The organism is Microbacterium trichothecenolyticum (assembly GCF_000956465.1).
Lineage (GTDB): Bacteria > Actinomycetota > Actinomycetes > Actinomycetales > Microbacteriaceae > Microbacterium > Microbacterium trichothecenolyticum.
Genome location: NZ_JYJA01000025.1, coordinates 86,234 through 103,286 on the forward strand (window position 1 = coordinate 86,234; position 17,053 = coordinate 103,286).

Genomic DNA, 17,053 nt, shown 5'->3' on the forward strand with positions numbered 1-17,053 from the left:
CGCTCTTCTCGCCCACAAACCCGTGACCGTCCGATCGAAACTCAGCGAAGAGGTTCCCCGCTCCATGGCCACCACGCCCGACCCGCGTCGGATCGACGCGTTCTCCGAGATCACCCGTGACCTCGGCATCTGCTTCGGCGGTGACTACAACCCCGAGCAGTGGCCGCGAGAGGTCTGGCAGGAAGACGCCGAGCTCATGGTGCGCGCGGGTGTCAACCTCGTGACGGTCGGGGTGTTCAGCTGGGCGCGCCTCGAGCCGTCGCCGGGCGAGTACGACTTCGCGTGGCTCGACGAGGTGCTCGACCTGCTGCATGCCCACGGCATCGCCGTGGACCTCGCGACCCCGACCGCCTCGCCGCCGCCGTGGCTCGGCGTCCTCCACCCCGAGACGCTCCCCGTGAACCCCGACGGTGTGCGCCTGGCAGCCGGGTCCCGCAACCAGTTCACGCCGGCCTCGCGCGTCTACCGCGAACACGCCCTGGCGATCGCGACCGCCCTCGCCGTGCGCTACGGCGCGCACCCCGCGGTGCGCTTGTGGCACGTCGGCAACGAGTTCGGGCAGATCGACTTCGGCGATGAGGCGGCGCGCGAGTTCCGGCTGTGGCTGCGTGAGCGCTACCACTCGATCGACGCGCTCAACGAGGCCTGGGGAACCCTCGTCTGGTCGCAGCGGTACCGCGATTTCGACGAGATCGTGCCGCCGCGGCGCATGCCGTACCTCGTGAACCCCGCCCACTCGCTCGACTTCCGCCGGTACACGTCGTCGGCGCTGCAGCGGGTGTTCGCCGAGCAGCGCGACGCCCTCCGCGCGACCGGCGCCAACCAGCCGATCACGACCAACTTCATGGGCTTCGAGCCGCTGACCGACCTGTGGGAGTGGGCCGAAGACGTCGACGTCGTCGCTGACGACCAGTACCCCGACCATGCGAGCGCCACGTCGTCGTCCGACATCGCGCTCGTGCAGGACCTCATGCGCTCGCTCGGCGAAGGGCGGCCGTGGGTGCTCATGGAGCAGGCGGTGAGCGCGACCTCGTGGCGCCCGCACAACCTGCCCAAGAGCCGCGACCGCGCTCGTCTCGACTCGCTGCAGGCGGTTGCCCGAGGGGCGGACGCGATCTGCTTCTTCCAGTGGCGACAGGCCCGCACCGGCGCCGAGCGCTTCCACTCCGCGATGCTGCCGCACGCCGGCGCCGACACCGAGGTCTTCGAGACCACGTGCGCGCTCGGCGCCGACCTGCGCCGACTTCGCCCCCTGGCCGGCGGGCGGGTCGAGGCATCCGTCGCCCTCGTCTTCGACTGGCCGTCGCGGTGGGCAGCGGACGAACCGGGCCGCCCGACCCAGCGGCTCGACACGCTCGAGCAGGCGCAGCGGTGGCACCGCGCGCTCTGGCGCCGCGGCATCGCGGTCGACGTGGTCCGTCCGGGCGCCGACCTCTCGACGTACGCCACGGTGCTGGTGCCGCACACGTACATCGTGGAGCCGGATGCTGCCGCCACCCTCCGCGCGGCGGTCGAGCGCGGCGCGAGCCTCGTGGTCGGTCCGTTCTCGGGCGTGGCCGACGGCAACGCCGGCATCCTCACCGGGCGCTCCCCGGTGCTGCTGCGCGACCTCCTCGGTGTGAGCGGCGAGGAGTGGGTGGGTCTGCCCGACGCGCCCACGCCGGTCGCGGCCGACCCCGCCTGGGCCACCGCACCGCCTCGGGCCGAGGCATCCATTCTCGGTGAGCGCCTCCGTGCCGAGGGGGCCGAGGTGCTCGCCCGCTTCGGCGCCGGACACCTGTCCGGGGCGCCCGCCATCACCCGGCATCGCGTCGGCGACGGCACCGCGTGGTACCTCGGCGCGATCGTCTCGGACGACGCGCTCGCCGCGGTGCTCGACGACGCGCTCGACGCTGCCGATGTCGTGGGCGTCCTGCCCGGCCGCGCGCTGCCGGAAGGCGTCGAGGCGGTCCAGCGCGGCGAAGCCCTCTTCCTCCTCAACCACGGCGAACAGGACCGGTGGATGACGCTCCCCGGCCCGCGCCGCGATCTCCTGTCGGACGCGGACGTCGAGGGGCAGCTGATGCTGGCCTCCGGCGCCGCCATGGTGCTCATCGAAAGGCACACAGAGTGAAGTTCACCGATGGCTACTGGCTGACCAGGCCCGGCCTCGCGCCGTTGTACGCGGTCGAGGTCGACGACATCCGCGTCGACGAGGCAGCGGGCACGATGACCGTGTACGCCCCGACTGCGGCGATCCGCGACCGGGGCGACACCCTCAACCGCGCGATGCTCACGGTCACGTTCTCGGCGCCCGCGCCGGGCGTCGTCAAGGTGCGCGTCGAGCGCCACGCGGGCGCCGTGCACCGAGGGCCCGACTTCGAGATCTTCGGCGCGGAGGGCTTCCGGCCCGACATCACGGTCGACGAGAACGAGGGGATCCTCGACGCCGGCCCGCTGAAGGCGCGGGTCGCGCGCACGGCGGGCCAGTGGCGCATCGACTTCCTCGAGGCGGATGGACGCGTGCTCACCAGCTCCCTCCCGCGGTCGATCGGCCATTACACCGACACCACGGGCAAGAACGGCACCGCGGGCACGGCCGGCACCGCCGGCACCGCCGGTACGGCCGCCGGCGGCACGAAGCCGACGTGGGTGCACCAGCAGCTCAGCATCGAGCCGGGCGAGCGCGTGTACGGGCTCGGCGAGCGTTTCGGCGCGTTCGTCAAGAACGGCCAGGTCGTCGACACATGGAACGCCGACGGCGGCACCTCCAGTGAGCAGGCGTACAAGAACGTGCCGTTCTACCTCACGTCCCGCGGCTACGGCGTGTTCGTCGACCACCCCGAGAACGTCTCGTTCGAGGTCGGCAGCGAGGTCAACTCGCGCGTCCAGTTCTCGGTGGGCGGCGAGTCCCTCGAGTACTACGTGATCGCCGGGCCGGAGCCGAAGGAGGTGCTGCGCCGCTACACCGCGCTCACCGGGCGCCCCGCACGCGTGCCCGCGTGGTCGTTCGGGCTCTGGCTCACGACGTCGTTCACCGCCAGCTACGACGAGGACACCGTGAGCGCCTTCGTCGACGGCATGGCTGAGCGCGACATCCCGCTGTCGGTCTTCCACTACGACTGCTTCTGGATGCGCGAGTACCAGTGGAGCGACTTCGAGTGGGACTCCCGCGCGTTCCACGACCCGGTCGGGCAGATCGCGCGAATGCACGAGCGCGACGTGCACGTGTCGCTCTGGATCAACCCGTACATCGCGCAGCGCTCGGCGCTGTTCCGCGAAGCGGCCGACAGCGGCTACCTGCTGAAGCGCACCGACGGCAGCGTGTGGCAGTGGGACATGTGGCAAGCGGGCATGGGCCTCGTGGACTTCACCAACCCCGACGCGGCGGACTGGTACGTCGAGAAGCTGCAGGGCCTGCTCGACCAGGGCGTCGACGCGTTCAAGACGGACTTCGGCGAGCGGATCCCCGTCGAGGGCGTGGTGTGGCACGACGGGTCGGATCCGCACCGCATGCACAACTACTACGCGAAGCTCTACAACGAGGTCGTGTTCCGCGCGCTCGAGCGGCATCACGGCGTCGGCGACGCTGTCGTGTTCGCCCGTTCCGCGACCGCCGGCTCGCAGCAGTTCCCGGTGCACTGGGGCGGTGACAACGACTCGACGTTCCTGTCGATGGCGGAGTCCCTCCGCGGCGGGCTGTCGCTCGCGATGTCGGGCTTCGGGTACTGGAGCCACGACATCGGCGGGTTCGAGGGCACGCCCGACCCGGGCCTGTTCAAGCGCTGGCTCGCGTTCGGCCTGCTCTCGTCGCACTCGCGTCTGCACGGCTCGTCATCGGTGCGCGTGCCATGGGCCTTCGACGAGGAGGCGGTCGACATCGCCCGCTCGTTCACGAAGCTCAAGATGCGGCTCATGCCCTACCTCGCGGGCGCCGCCGAACAGGCGCATCGCTGCGGGACGCCGATGATGCGCCCGATGGCGCTCGAGTTCCCCGGGGACCGCTCGGGCTTCGACGCCGACACGCAGTACATGCTGGGTGACGCGCTGTTGGTCGCGCCGATCTTCACCGCCGACGGCAGCGTCGAGTACTACGTGCCGGAGGGGGAGTGGACCTCCCTCCTCGACGGATCCGTGGTCGACGGCCGCCGGTGGATCTCCGAGACCCACGGCTACGATTCGGTGCCGCTGCGGGTGCGACCGGGAACGGTGCTGCCCTTCGGCGCGGATGACAGCCGCCCCGACTACGACTGGTCCGACGGCGTCACGCTCCGGTGCTTCGAACTGCCCGACGGCTACGACCGCGAGACGCGGGTGCCGGGCCACGACAGCAAGGGATCCATCGACGGCGTCGGCGCGACGACGTTCCGCGTGCGCCGTGAGGGCGCCGCGATCATCGCGTCGACGGACGACGCGCACGCGCCGTGGGCGCTGCAGGTGGGTGACCGGATCGTCCGGGCCGAGGCATCCGGAGAGATCCGTGTCGAACTCGATGAGGAGACTGCGCGATGACCGACATTGCAACGGATGCTGCGACCCGGGCGGTCGCCGAAGACGAGACGTCTGAGCGGCCGCTCTTCCGGCAGGTCGACCAGCCGCTCGCGGCACGTGCCCGCGACCTGCTCGACCGGCTGACGCCCGACGAGCGGATCGCGATGCTGCATCAGGCGGCGCCCGCGGTCGAACGGCTCGGGGTGTCGTCGTGGCACACCGGATGCGAGGCGCTGCACGGCGTCGCGTGGCTCGGGCGGGCGACGGTGTTCCCTCAGTCCGTGGGACTCGCCGCGACGTGGGACACCGACCTCGTCGAGAAGGTGGGCGAGGTCGCCGCGGTCGAGGTGCGCGCCAAGCGCGCCGAGAACCCGATGGTGAGCCTCAACGTCTGGGCGCCGGTCGTCAACACGCTCCGCCACCCGGGCTGGGGACGCAACGAGGAGGGCTACTCCGAAGACCCGCACATCACCGCGGTCTTCGGGACCGCCTATTCGCGGGGCCTCCGCGGCGACCACCCGCGTGTGTGGCGCACCGTGCCCGCGCTCAAGCACTTCCTCGCCTACAACAACGAGAACGATCGCTCGGTGACCTCGTCCGAGATGTCCCTGCGCACGCTGCACGAGGAGGAGCTCCCGGCATTCCGCGCAGCGATCGAGGAGGGCGTCGCGGGTGGCATGATGCTCGCGTACAACCGCGTCAACGGCATCCCGGCGCACACCCAGCCCGAGCTGGTCGCGGAGGCTCGGAGCTGGTCCGACGAGTCGATCGCCGTCGTCTCGGATGCCGGTGCTCCGACCTTCCTCGTCACCACCCAGCGCACCCAGCCTGACCATGTGCACGCCGCGGCAGCCCTCGTGACCTCCGGCCTCGACTCGTTCACCGACAACGACGCGAACGCGGCGCCCACCATCGGCTATGTGACGCAGGCGCTCGCCGAGGGCCTGCTCACCTCGGACGACGTCGACCAGGCCGTGCTGCGACTGCTCGAGCTGCGCATCCGGACGGGCGAGTTCGACGGCGACGACGACCCGTACGCGGGGATCGGCGCCGACGCCATCGACGCGCCCGGGGCTCGTGAACTCGCCCGGGAGGCGGTGGCGCGCTCGGTCGTCGTGCTGCGGAACGACGCCGACGTGCTGCCGCTCTCCCGGGCGTCACGGGTCGCGGTCGTCGGGCCGCTCGCCGATCTCGTGCTCACCGATTGGTATGCCGGCACTCCGCCCTACGTGGTCGGGCTCGGCGCCGCTGCCGCCGAGCGCTTCGGCGAGGCCGAGGTCGTGACCGGCGCAGACACGATCGCGCTCCGTGCCTCGTCGAACGGCCGCTACGTCGTGTCGAATGCCGACGGCTCGGTGGTCGAGGCGGCCGGTGATGCCGCCGTCGACGACGCCCTGTTCGACGTGACCGACTGGGGCGACGGCATCCTCACCCTGCGCTCCCACGCGAGCGGTCTGCTCCTCACCGGCGCGAAGTGGCCGATGCGCGCGGACGCGACGCGCGTGGGCGAATGGGTGGTGCAGGAGAGCTTCCGCAAGCACCTCCACGCCGACGGCACGTGGTCGCTGCTGCACCTCGGGTCGGGCCGGTGGCTGCGGGTGTTCCGCGATTCCGGGCTGCTCGCCGCGGAGGCCGTGACGCTCGACGCCGCCGAGCGCTTCGGCGTGCGCGTGGTGCGATCGGGCGCGACCGCGGTGGCAGAGGCGGCCGCGCGTGCCGACGCCGTCGTCGTCGCGGTCGGCAACGACCCCCACCTCAACGGTCGCGAGACGGAGGATCGTCCGCACCTGCGGCTGCCCGACGCGTGGGCCGAGGTGTGGCGCGCGGCCCGCGAGGCGAACCCGCGGGCGGTGCTCACGATCGTGTCGAGCTACCCGTATGTGCTCGCGGGCGTCGAAGCGGAGACCGTCGTCTGGTCCAGCCACGGCGGCCAGGAGCTGGGACACGGCGTGATCGACGTGCTGTCGGGCGACGTCGAGCCATCGGGCCGTCTCTCGCAGAGCTGGCCCGCGACCGAGGCGCAGGCGGGCGACCTGTTCGACTACGACACCCTGCGCCAGGGGGCGACCTACCGCCATCAGCCCGACGAGCCGACGTTCGCGTTCGGCCACGGACTCACCTACACGACGGTCGCCTATGAGTCGGTGACTCTGGATGCCGCTGTCCCCGCGCCCGCGCCGACCCACCGCCACGCCGGCTTCGCGCCGCGGGAAGACGAGGCCGTCGTGAACGCGGTCGTGCAGGTGCGCAACACCGGCGACCGCGATGCCGAGGAGCTCGTGCAGCTCTACGCGCTGTCGTCGGGCTTGCCGCTGCCGACGCCGCGGCGCCTGCTCTTGGCCTATTGCCGCGTGCGGCTCGCGCCTGGTGAAGTCCGCGACGTCGAGCTGACGTTCTCACCCGCGCGCCTCGCCGTGTGGGACGACGCCGTGCGCCTCCCCGGCGCGGTCGACGACTGGCTCCACGATGGTGCGCTGCGCGTGCAGCCCGGGACGTACACCGTTGCCGCGGGGCCGTCGGCGTGGGATCTGCCCGTGCGGGCTGATCTGGAGGTCACTGCGGGCTGAGGCTGCGGCATCCCACCCTGCGGGCTTGGCAGCCGACGCCGCCCGTCCTCAACAGGTCAACCGGGCTCCTGCAGGGGCGTTTCGGTGCACGTGCTCCTGTAGAAGCCCGGTTGACCTGTCGGAGGGACGACGCGCGAGGAGCCGGGAACGCAGTCCCGCTCGACTACGGTGCGAGTTCCTCCGCCAGAGCCCGCGTCTCGTCCGGAGTCCAGATGCGGTCGCCGAAGACGTGACGATGCGCGAGCGACAGCTCCGCGCCCGGGTCCAGGACGACGTACTCGTCGAACGAGGGCGACGGCGCGAGCACCGGGATCGGCTCACTGCGCACGAACCAGCGGATCGGGGGCGCTCCGGTCGAGGTGCCCGCGAACGCGAGCACGGTGGCGCCGCCGTCGATGTCGTCGTGCTCGCCCGAGAAGGCCACCCACGGCGCGACATGGCCCATCACGCCGTCGTCGCCGGCGTCATCGGGGAAGCCGCCGGCCAGCACGCGGCCGCCGGTCCAGGCACGAGGCATCCGGATCATGAAGCCGGTGTAGCCGGCGCCGGGTCGTCCCTCGGTCGTCGGGCTGCCGAGTTCGAGCTCGCGCCCCGACACGTTGCGCAGTGTCGTCGAGAAGTCGAGCATCCAGAGGCCGCGGTCGGTGTCGACGCCGTGGAAGCGGTGCGTACGGGTCTCGGAGAGCCACTCCTCGCCGCCCTGAGTGATCCACGTGAGCTCTTCGGTGAAGGCGACCTCGGGTCCGCCATCGGCCACCGTCGTGAAGCCGTCGTGGCGGATGGTGCCGACGTTGTCGAGGAGCGCGTAGTCGCCGTGCTCCGGACGGAACGTGTTCCCGCCCCAGAAGTTCTGACCCGACACGTGGGTCCAGGTCATCTGGAGGCCCTTGTGCCACCGGTGGTCCCACGGGCGGAAGCCGGTGAGCAGCGCACCATCCAGCGCTCGCAGGGGGTGGAGGAAGGGCTTGGGGCCCTCGGAGATCTCGCCACCCGGCTCGAACGCGTAGCGCGCGATATCGACGCCGGCGGCAATGACGGTCACATCGGTCTGTTCGAGGCGGAGGGTGAGGTCGGTCACGGTCCCATTGTGGCCCAGATCCATGGAAAACGCTTGCCCATTGTTCGCGCGGACGCATAATGTACCGCTCCCGAGGCTGGAGCGGTAGAGGCATCCCCACGCGCCGCGGCGGCGATAGCGTCTTCGTCATCTCATACGAGACCCCGCACCCCCCGCGGCGTCCGCGAGACAGAAGGAGAAGAACATGCTCTGGACCATCCTCGGCCTGATCATCATCGGCCTGATCGCCGGCCTCATCGCTCGCGCCATCATCCCCGGCAAGCAGAGCATGGGCATCCTGCTGACGATCGTCCTCGGAATCGTCGGCTCGTTCGTCGGCGGGTTCCTCGGCTTCCTGCTGTTCGGAAGCGACCCCAACGGTGGCTTCCTGCAGCCGTCGGGCATCATCGGCTCGATCCTGGGCGCGATCATCGTGCTGGGCATCTACGTCCTGGTCACGCGTCGCCGCGGCGTCAACCGCGTCTGACCGGCTGTCCCGGGCTCTCACGCACAACACTTCGCCCGGATCCGTGCGCTCCCTCGCACGGATCCGGGCGTCGTTGTGTGCGACCGCGGGTCAGGCGCCCGCGAGGGCCTGCGACACGACGTCGCGGGCCTCGGCCTGCACCTGCGCGAGGTGCTCGGGTCCGCGGAGGGACTCGGCATAGAGCTTGTAGACGTCCTCGGTGCCCGACGGACGCGCGGCGAACCAGGCGTGCTCGGTCTGCACCTTGAGGCCGCCGATCGCGGCACCGTTGCCCGGCGCGTGCGAGAGCTTCGCGGTGATGGGCTCGCCGGCGAGCTCGGTCGCGGTGACCGCCTCAGGGGCGAGCTTGCCCAGCGCGGCCTTCTGCGCGGGCGACGCCGGGGCGTCCACGCGCTGATACGCCGAAGCGCCGAACTCTGCCTCGAGTTCGGCGTACCGCTGCGAGGGCGTCTTCCCGGTGACCGCGAGGATCTCGGAGGCCAGGAGGCACAGCAGGATGCCGTCCTTGTCGGTGGTCCAGACGGAGCCGTCCTTGCGGAGGAACGACGCTCCCGCCGACTCCTCGCCGCCGAAGGCGACGGATCCGTCCAGCAGTCCGGGCACGAACCACTTGAACCCGACCGGAACCTCGAGCAGCTCGCGCCCGAGCGATTCGGCCACGCGGTCGATGATCATCGAGCTCACGAGGGTCTTGCCCACGGCAGCATCCGTCGGCCAGTCCGGCCGGTGCGAGTACAGGTAGTCGATCGCGACGGCGAGGTAGTGGTTGGGGTTCATCAGCCCGGCGTCGGGCGTCACGATGCCGTGGCGGTCGGCGTCGGCGTCGTTGCCGGTGAGGATGTCGTACTCGTCGCGGCGCGCGACGAGAGCGGCCATCGCCGACGGCGACGACGGATCCATGCGGATCTTCTCGTCCCAGTCGAGGGTCATGAACTTCCACGTGGGGTCGACGTCGGGGTTCACGACGGTGAGGTCGAGGCCGTGCACCTCGGCGATGAGCGCCCAGTACTCGACAGACGCGCCGCCCAGCGGGTCGGCCCCGATGCGCACGCCGGCCGAGCGGATGGCCTCGACGTCGATGATGTTCGCGAGGTCGCGCACATACGCGTCACGGAAGTCGTAGTCGCCCAGCTTCTCGCCGTCGAGGTCCTTGAACGGCGTGCGGGCGACGCCCTCGAGATCTGCCGCGATGAGCTCGTTCGCGCGGTTCGCGATCCAGCCCGTGGCATCGGTGTCGGCGGGACCGCCGTTCGGCGGGTTGTACTTGAAGCCGCCGTCGCGCGGCGGGTTGTGGCTCGGGGTCACGACGATGCCGTCGGCGCGGGTCGGGTCCGCGGCATCCTTCCCGCGGTTGTAGGTCAGGATCGCGTGGCTGAGCGCGGGGGTCGGCACCCAGGAGTCGCGCGAGTCCACGCGGACATCGACGCCGTTCGCGACGAGCACCTCGATGGCGCTGCGCTCGGCGGGAAGCGACAGGCCGTGCGTGTCGCGTCCGAGGAACAGCGGGCCCTCGATGCCCTGAGCCTTCCGGTAATCGACGATCGCCTGCGTCGTGGCGAGGATGTGGGTCTCGTTGAAGCTCGCCGACAGCGACGAGCCGCGGTGCCCGCTCGTCCCGAACGCGACGCGCTGCTCGGGGACGGCGGGGTCCGGCTTGAGGTCGTAGTAAGCGGCGATCAGCTCATCGATGTCGATGAGGTCGGATGCTTCGGCCGGCTGTCCTGCGCGAGTCATGCGTCCCAGTCTGCACGTCCTCCGCCTGCCGCGCACGGTCCGTGACACCCTGCGCCGGTGCGCAATTCAGGACCGGTGCGCCGCGCCGTGGGCGCGGCCCCCGGAATTCCGCGGGCGGGGTCGATGTCGCGCGACCTCCATCCTGAGTTACGGACGGGATCGGGCCCACGGGGCCCGGGCTAGGCTGGCACGCGTGACTTCCGAGGTCGCCTCTGCCGAGGCATCCGTTCCCGTCCGCCGCACGTACAGCTTCCTGGGCCCCGCGGGCACGTTCACCGAGGCGGCGCTCGCCCAGGTGCCGGAGGCGCGCGGCCACGAGTGGCGCCCGGTGCGCAACGTGGGGGAGGCGCTCGCCGACGTCGTCGAGGGCCGCTCCGACGCCGCGATGATCGCGATCGAGAACTCCGTCGACGGCGGAGTCTCGACCGCGCAGGACGCCCTCGCGACGGTGCCGGGGCTTCGCATCGTCGGCGAGTACCTCGTGCCTGTCGAATTCGTCCTCGTCGGACGCCCCGGCGCGCGACTGGAGGACATCTCGCTCATCGCCGCGCACCCCGTCGCGTACGCGCAGTGCCTGCAATGGCTCTCGGCCGCGCTGCCCGCTCACGCTCACGTGCCGGCCGCGAGCAACGTGGCGAGTGCGATGGGCCTGCTGGACGGATCGAGCGACGCGGATGCGGCGATCGCGCCTCCCGGGATCCTCGAGCATCACCAGCTCGAGCTGCTGGCCTCGAACATCGGCGACAACCCCAACGCGGTGACCCGGTTCGTGCTTGTGAGCCGCACCGTCGTGCCGCCGCCGCCGACCGGCGCGGACAAGACCTCGCTCATCGTCGAGCTGCCCGACGATCACCCCGGCGCCCTGCTCGAGATGCTCGAGCAGTTCGCCACCCGCGGCATCAACCTGTCGCTGCTGGCCTCGCGTCCGATCGGCGACGAGCTCGGCCGCTATCGGTTCGTCGTCGACGCCGACGGGCACCTCGAGGACGAGCGCATGGCCGACGCCCTGATGGGCCTGCGCCGCTTCAGCCCCCGCGTGACGTTCCTCGGGTCGTACCCGCGCGCCGATCGCGCCGTCGTGCGCTACCCGGAGCGCTACGCCGACGACGTCTTCGTGGAGGCGCGCGACTGGCTGCGGGGACTCATCTCCGGAGAGCCGGAAGTGCAGGACTGACGAGCCCCGCCGGGGTCAGAGGCCGAGCTCGCCCGCCAGCAGCTCGAGGGTGTGCAGGCGGCCGGGCGCGGCATCCATCGGCTCGTCCTCGTACGATCCGGCGATCGGGGAGATCATCACCTCGTCGACACCGTGCTTCGCGGCGAAGGAGCGGAGATCGGATGCCACGGCCCCGGCTGTGCCGACGAACCACTTCGCGCGGGCCGAGGCCATGAAGGTGTCGCCGAGGCCGGCGAAGTCGGCCGCGTTGGCGAGCGCGTGCTCGACGGTCTCGAGCGGCACGAGCGGCTTGTTGGTGCGCAGGCGCGCCGTCATGCGGAGGTTGGGCAGGGCGCGGGCCTCGGCCTCGTCGTGCGTCGGGGCTACGAGCACGTTCGCGGTGAGGAAGGTGCGCGGGGCGGCGAGCGACTCGGACGGCACGAACGCCGAGCGGTAGAGATCGAGCGCGCGCTCGAGGCCCTCGCCCGAGAAGTGGTTCGCGAACACGTACGGCAGGCCCAGCGACGCGGCGAGCTGTGCGGAGTAGTCGCTCGACCCGAGCAGCCACACCTCGGGAGTCGTCGTCGCGGCGGGCGTCGCGCGCACGTCGTAGGTCCCGCCGGACGTGAAGCGCAGCGAGGCGCCGTCCGGGGCGACCAGGGAGAGGATGTCGCGCACGTGGTCGGGGAAACGTTCGACGTCGCTCGTCGTGCCGCTCTGGCGCAGCAGCTGCGTGATGACCGGATCCGACCCCGGCGCCCGTCCGAGGCCGAGGTCGATGCGCCCCGGCGCGAGTGCCTCGAGCGCCGCGAACTGTTCGGCGACGACGAGCGGAGAGTGGTTCGGCAGCATCACGCCGCCCGACCCGAGCCGGATGCGCGACGTCCGCGCGGCGGCCGCCGCCGCGAGCACCGGCGGCGTCGTCGAGGCGACGGCCGGCATGTTGTGGTGCTCGGCGAACCAGTACCGGCGATAGCCGAGCCGATCCGCCGCGTCCACGAGGGAGAGGGATGCCGCGACCGCCTGCGCGCTGGTCTGCCCGGTGCGCACCGGAACGAGGTCGAGAACGGACAGGGCCGGGGCAGGGGTCGCAGTGCTCATCGTCTTCTGCAACCCCGCGCCCCGGCATCCGCATTCCGCATCCGGCCGGTCTCTTCGCCGTCAGCGCGCGGATCCGGAATTCGGACAGCATTCCCGTCTCCGGAGCAACGACCGCCCCGAGCGCCGGAAAGCGGCGGAAAGTCCGAATTCCGGATCCGCAGACACCGGCTACGGGAGGCGGTTGGCCTTCGCGAGGCTGTCGCGAAGCTCGTCGGCGGTCTGCGCGACGACGTAGGCCGGGCGGTCGCGCTCGAGGCGCCACGATTCGCTCAGCGGACCCGCGCTCACAGTGTCGAAGCCGAGCGCGTCGTAGACGCCGGTGACGAACTCGATCGCCTCGTCGTCGTCGCTCGCGGTGCCGAGTGCACGGCGCTGCGGGTCGCCCGCAGCGAGGCCGCCGGCATTGATGTCGGACGCGTACAGGTGGTTGAACGCCTTCACGACCTTCGAGGTCGGCAGGTGCTGCTGGAGGAGCCCCGAGGTCGTCGTCTCTCCGCGGTCGAGGGCGTCGATGTGGCCGTCGCGCTCGAAGTAGTAGTTGTTCGTGTCGAGCACGATCTTCCCGGCGAGCGGTTCGACCGGCACGTCCTTCAGGGCCTTCAGCGGCACGGTCACCACCGCGATGTCGGCGGCCGCGGCCGCGTCGGCGGCGGTCGCCGCGCTCACCTTCGGCCCCAGCTCGTCGACGAGCCCCGCGAGGCTCTCGGGTCCGCGTGAGTTCGAGATCACGACGTCGTAGCCGAGTCCCGAGAATGCCCGCGCGAGCGCGCTGCCGATGTGTCCTGCACCGATGATTCCGATCGTGGTCATGTCGACCCGCAACCGCGGGGCGCAGCATCCCATTCCGCATTCCTGTCATCGGAGGACATCCAGGAAACGTTTTCGTGATTCGGCCCGCCGCAGCGTGCGTCCGTGTGACGATGTGGGCATGGACTACACCCACCTCGGACGAACCGGCACCTCCGTCTCGCGGATCGTGCTCGGAACCATGAACTTCGGCGACCGCACCTCGGAGGAGGACTCGTTCGCCATCCTCGACCGCGCACTGGAGCTCGGCGTCAACTTCATCGACACCGCCAACGGCTACGGCGGCTCGGGCGGCCGCGGCGCCACCGAAGAGATCATCGGGCGCTGGTTCGCCGCCCGTCCCGGCGTCCGTGACGACGTGGTGCTCGCCACCAAGGTGCACTCGCCGATGGTCGATCCGACCGCCGACGGCGACGTGGTCAACGCCCGCGGCGCGTCCGCGTGGCAGGTGCGGCGCGAGGCGATCGGGTCGCTCAAGCGCCTGCAGACCGACCGCATCGACCTGTACCAGTTCCACCACATCGACCGGCACATCTCGTGGCAGGAGCTCTGGCAGTCGATGGAGGTGCTCGTCGCGAAGGGCGAGGTCGTCTACACCGGAAGCTCGAACTTCGCGGCGTGGAACATCGCCCAGGCCAACGAGATCGCGGCCCGGCGCCACTTCCTCGGGCTCGTGAGCGAGCAGTCGCTGTACAACCTCACGCAGCGCTCGATCGAGCTCGAGGTGATCCCGGCGGCGCAGAACTACGGCCTCGGCATCCTGCCCTGGTCGCCGCTCGCGGGCGGACTTCTCAGCGGCGGATCGACGGATGCCGCAGCCCGGTCCGGATCCGAACGCATCACGTCGCAGCGCGAGCAGCGCCGCGACCAGCTGCAGTCGTACGAGCGGTTCGCCCGGGAACGCGGCTGGACGCCGTCGGCCTTGGGCCTCGCCTGGCTGCTGCACCAGCCCGGTGTGACCGGCCCGATCATCGGACCCCGCACGGTCGCCCAGCTCGAGTCGGCCGTGTCGGCGCTGGACATCCACTTGAGCGACGACGATCTCGCGGCCCTCGACCAGCTGTTCCCCGGGCCGGGCGGGCAGGCGCCGGAGGCCTACGCCTGGTGACGCATCGAGCGGGTCGTGCGCTCAGGAGCGCGCGGCCCGCTTGACGTGCTCGTACGCAGCGAGCGCCGCCTTGCGGGTCTCGCCGAGATCGACGAGAGGCTCGGGCCCATCGTCGCGCAGCGACTCGGGAGCCCACGCGCGCTGGTAGTGCCCGTCGGCGTCGAACTTCTTCGCCTGCAGCTGCGGGTTGAAGATCCGGAAGTACGGTGCGGCATCGGCGCCCGAGCCGGCGACCCACTGCCAGTTGAACGGGTTGTTCGCCTCGTCGGCATCGACGAGCGTGTCCCAGAACCACTCCTCGCCGCGCCGCCAGTCGATCAGCAGGTTCTTCACGAGGAAGGATGCCGCCACCATGCGCACCCGGTTGTGCATGTAGCCGGTCCTCCAGAGCTCCCGCATGCCCGCGTCGACGAGCGGGACGCCGGTGCGCCCCCGCTGCCACGCCGCGAGGTGCGTCGGCTCGAGCCGGGGCCACGGGAACGCGTCGAACTCGGGCCGCAGGTTCTTCGTCGCGAGCTGCGGGAAGTGGAACAGCGTGTGCCATGCGAACTCGCGCCAGCCGAGCTCCGAGAGGAAGCGCCCGCCGTGACCGGCCTCGACCGTCTCGTGCCACACGGTGTGCGGGCTCACCTCGCCCCACCGAAGTCGCGGCGACAGCAGCGACGTCGCGCCGGCCGCCGGCTCGTCGCGCGCCCGGTCGTACGCGGCGAGGTCGTCGTCGAGGAATTCACGCAGCCGCCGTCGTGCGGCGGCCTCGCCCGGCTCCCACGTGTCGCGCAACCCGCTCGCCCAGTCCGGGTGGCGGGGGAGCAGTCCCCAATCGTCGAGGGAATCGGATGCTGCACCCCCGCGCACGCCGTCGACCTCGCGCGGCTCCGGCAGCGGTACGCGCGGCGCCGGCAGCGCCAGGCACGCGCGCCAGAACGGCGTGAACACCGAGAAGTGCGTCCCGGCGCCGGTCTTCACGGTCCACGGCTCGAAGAGCAGAGAGCCGGCGAAGGAGGCGACCTCGACGCCCTCCTCGCGCAGCCCGGCCTTGAGCGCGGCGTCGACCTCGCGCTCGGGGCCGCCGTAGCGCCGGTTCCAGAACACGGCTCCGGCCGAGGCATCCGTCACCAGTTCACGCACCACGCGCTCAGCGGGGCCGCGGCGCAGGACGAGGGTCGCGCCGCGCTCGCGGAGCCGATCGTCGAGCGATGCGAGCGAATGGTGCAGCCACCACCGTGCGGCGCCGCCGAGCGGGCGGATTCCGGGGGACTCCTCGTCGAGCACGTACAGCAGGATGAGGGGCTCGCCGCGGTCGATCGCCGCGCGCAGCGCAGGATTGTCGGCGAGACGGAGATCATCGCGGAACCACACGATCGACGGTCGGGCCATGGACCCATCCTGCCGGGCGCACGCGTGCACGAACGGGGCTTGACAGCCCGTCGACACGTTCGACGCGGGCGCTTGCACTGACTTGCGCGATCCTGCAAGTTCTTGCGTACACTGAGCGCATGTCGAAGCGTCTCGCCGAAGTGGCGCGCAAGGTCGGTGTCAGCGAAGCCACCGTCAGTCGTGTGCTCAACGACAAGCCGGGCGTCTCGGAGGCGACGCGCCAGGCCGTGCTCACCGCGCTCGACGTGCTCGGCTACGAGCGGCCGACCAAGCTGCGCGGCGAGCGCGCGCGTCTCGTGGGCCTCGTGCTCCCCGAGCTGCAGAACCCGATCTTCCCCGCGCTCGCCGAGATCATCGGCGGCGGGCTCACGCAGAACGGCTACACGCCGCTGCTGTGCACCCAGAACGCGGGCGGCATCACCGAGTCGGACTACGTCGACCTCCTCCTGCAGCAGCAGGTCTCGGGAGTGATCTTCCTCGGCGGCAATTACAGCCAGGCGGATGCCCCGCACGAGCATTACGACAGGATCCGGCAGGTGAACCTGCCGACGGTGCTGGTGAACGCCCGCATCGGCTCGCTCGACTTCGCCACCGTCTCGACGGACGACGCGGCCGCCGCGGAGCAGGCGATCCAGCACCTGCATCAGCTGGGTCACCGCCGCATCGGCCTGCTCCTCGGACCGCTCGACCACATCCCGTCGCAGCGCAAGCTCGCCGCCGCGCGCCCGCTGCTCGAGCGCCTCGGCTCGCCGCTGGACGACTCGCTGGTGGTGCGCGGGCTGTACTCGCTGGAATCCGGTCAGGCCGGGGCATCCCGCCTCTTCGCGGCCGGTGCGACCGCGATCGTGTGCGCGAGCGACCCGCTCGCCCTCGGCGCCGTGCGGGCCGCCAGGCGCGCGGGCCTCAGGGTGCCCGCCGACGTCAGCGTCGTCGGCTTCGACGACTCGTTCCTCATGAGCTGCACCGAGCCTCCGCTGACGACGGTCCGCCAGCCGATCGAGTCGATGGGCCGCACCGTCATCGACCTGCTCCTCTCGCAGATCGCCGGCACGACGGAGGCCGGAGACGAGCTCCTCTTCGAGCCCGAGCTGGTGCTCCGCGCCTCGACAGGCCCCGCCGCCGCCTGACCTCCGGCCCCGCACGGTGGTGGCTGCACCATTCGCTCGCATCGCTCGACGATCGGCTCCGCGAG

General features: G+C 71.2%; 12 protein-coding genes. 7 read left to right on the forward strand and 5 right to left on the reverse strand.

Annotated elements, in window-relative coordinates; genetic code table 11:
• Positions 1-64: 64 nt before the first annotated feature.
• Genes RS82_RS03805 through RS82_RS03815 form a run of 3 tightly spaced genes read left to right on the forward strand, consistent with a single transcriptional unit; the run spans position 65 to position 7,037 of the window.
• Positions 65-2,113 (forward strand): beta-galactosidase, encoded by a 2,049-nt coding sequence (locus tag RS82_RS03805; protein WP_045297020.1) that lies wholly within the window; start codon positions 65-67, stop codon positions 2,111-2,113.
• Positions 2,110-4,491: an alpha-xylosidase gene (yicI, locus tag RS82_RS03810; RefSeq protein WP_045297022.1), complete on the forward strand. Its 2,382-nt coding sequence runs from the start codon at positions 2,110-2,112 to the stop codon at positions 4,489-4,491. The genes RS82_RS03805 and yicI overlap by 4 nt, the downstream gene beginning before the upstream one ends.
• Complete coding sequence (locus RS82_RS03815) at positions 4,488-7,037, forward strand: glycoside hydrolase family 3 C-terminal domain-containing protein (protein WP_084695441.1); 2,550 nt, start codon at positions 4,488-4,490, stop codon at positions 7,035-7,037. The genes yicI and RS82_RS03815 overlap by 4 nt, the downstream gene beginning before the upstream one ends.
• A 163-nt stretch (positions 7,038-7,200) precedes the next feature.
• Here the strand turns inward: RS82_RS03815 and RS82_RS03820 are convergent, their stop codons facing one another.
• Positions 7,201-8,115 (reverse strand): DUF6807 domain-containing protein, encoded by a 915-nt coding sequence (locus tag RS82_RS03820; RefSeq protein ID WP_211255852.1) that lies wholly within the window; start codon positions 8,113-8,115, stop codon positions 7,201-7,203.
• A 184-nt stretch (positions 8,116-8,299) separates the two neighbouring features.
• Between RS82_RS03820 and RS82_RS03825 the strand changes: the two genes are divergently transcribed.
• The gene (locus RS82_RS03825) at positions 8,300-8,581 is read left to right on the forward strand and encodes a GlsB/YeaQ/YmgE family stress response membrane protein (protein ID WP_045297025.1); all 282 of its coding nucleotides are present in this window, start codon (positions 8,300-8,302) and stop codon (positions 8,579-8,581) included.
• A gap of 90 nt (positions 8,582-8,671) precedes the next feature.
• Here the strand turns inward: RS82_RS03825 and pgm are convergent, their stop codons facing one another.
• Entirely contained in the window at positions 8,672-10,315 is a 1,644-nt protein-coding gene (gene pgm, locus RS82_RS03830; RefSeq protein WP_045297027.1) for a phosphoglucomutase (alpha-D-glucose-1,6-bisphosphate-dependent), read from the reverse strand.
• Positions 10,316-10,508: 193 nt separating this feature from the next.
• Between pgm and pheA the strand changes: the two genes are divergently transcribed.
• On the forward strand, positions 10,509-11,489 hold the full coding sequence (pheA, locus tag RS82_RS03835) for a prephenate dehydratase (protein ID WP_045297028.1): 981 nt from the start codon (positions 10,509-10,511) through the stop codon (positions 11,487-11,489).
• Positions 11,490-11,504: 15 nt separating this feature from the next.
• Here the strand turns inward: pheA and RS82_RS03840 are convergent, their stop codons facing one another.
• Entirely contained in the window at positions 11,505-12,569 is a 1,065-nt protein-coding gene (locus RS82_RS03840; RefSeq protein WP_045297029.1) for an LLM class flavin-dependent oxidoreductase, read from the reverse strand.
• Positions 12,570-12,737: 168 nt separating this feature from the next.
• Entirely contained in the window at positions 12,738-13,379 is a 642-nt protein-coding gene (locus RS82_RS03845) for an NADPH-dependent F420 reductase (protein ID WP_045297030.1), read from the reverse strand.
• A gap of 118 nt (positions 13,380-13,497) precedes the next feature.
• Between RS82_RS03845 and RS82_RS03850 the strand changes: the two genes are divergently transcribed.
• Positions 13,498-14,484, forward strand: a complete 987-nt coding sequence (locus RS82_RS03850) for an aldo/keto reductase (RefSeq protein WP_045297031.1) — start codon at positions 13,498-13,500, stop codon at positions 14,482-14,484.
• A gap of 21 nt (positions 14,485-14,505) precedes the next feature.
• Here the strand turns inward: RS82_RS03850 and RS82_RS03855 are convergent, their stop codons facing one another.
• Positions 14,506-15,861 carry a cryptochrome/photolyase family protein gene (locus tag RS82_RS03855; protein WP_045297032.1) on the reverse strand — a complete coding sequence of 452 codons (1,356 nt, stop codon included), beginning with the start codon at positions 15,859-15,861 and terminating at the stop codon, positions 14,506-14,508.
• 119 nt (positions 15,862-15,980) lie between these two features.
• Here RS82_RS03855 and RS82_RS03860 point away from each other — a divergent pair, with 119 nt between their 5' ends.
• Positions 15,981-16,988, forward strand: coding sequence for a LacI family DNA-binding transcriptional regulator (locus RS82_RS03860; protein ID WP_045297034.1), 1,008 nt, complete (start codon positions 15,981-15,983; stop codon positions 16,986-16,988).
• The last annotated feature ends 65 nt before the right edge of the window (positions 16,989-17,053 follow it).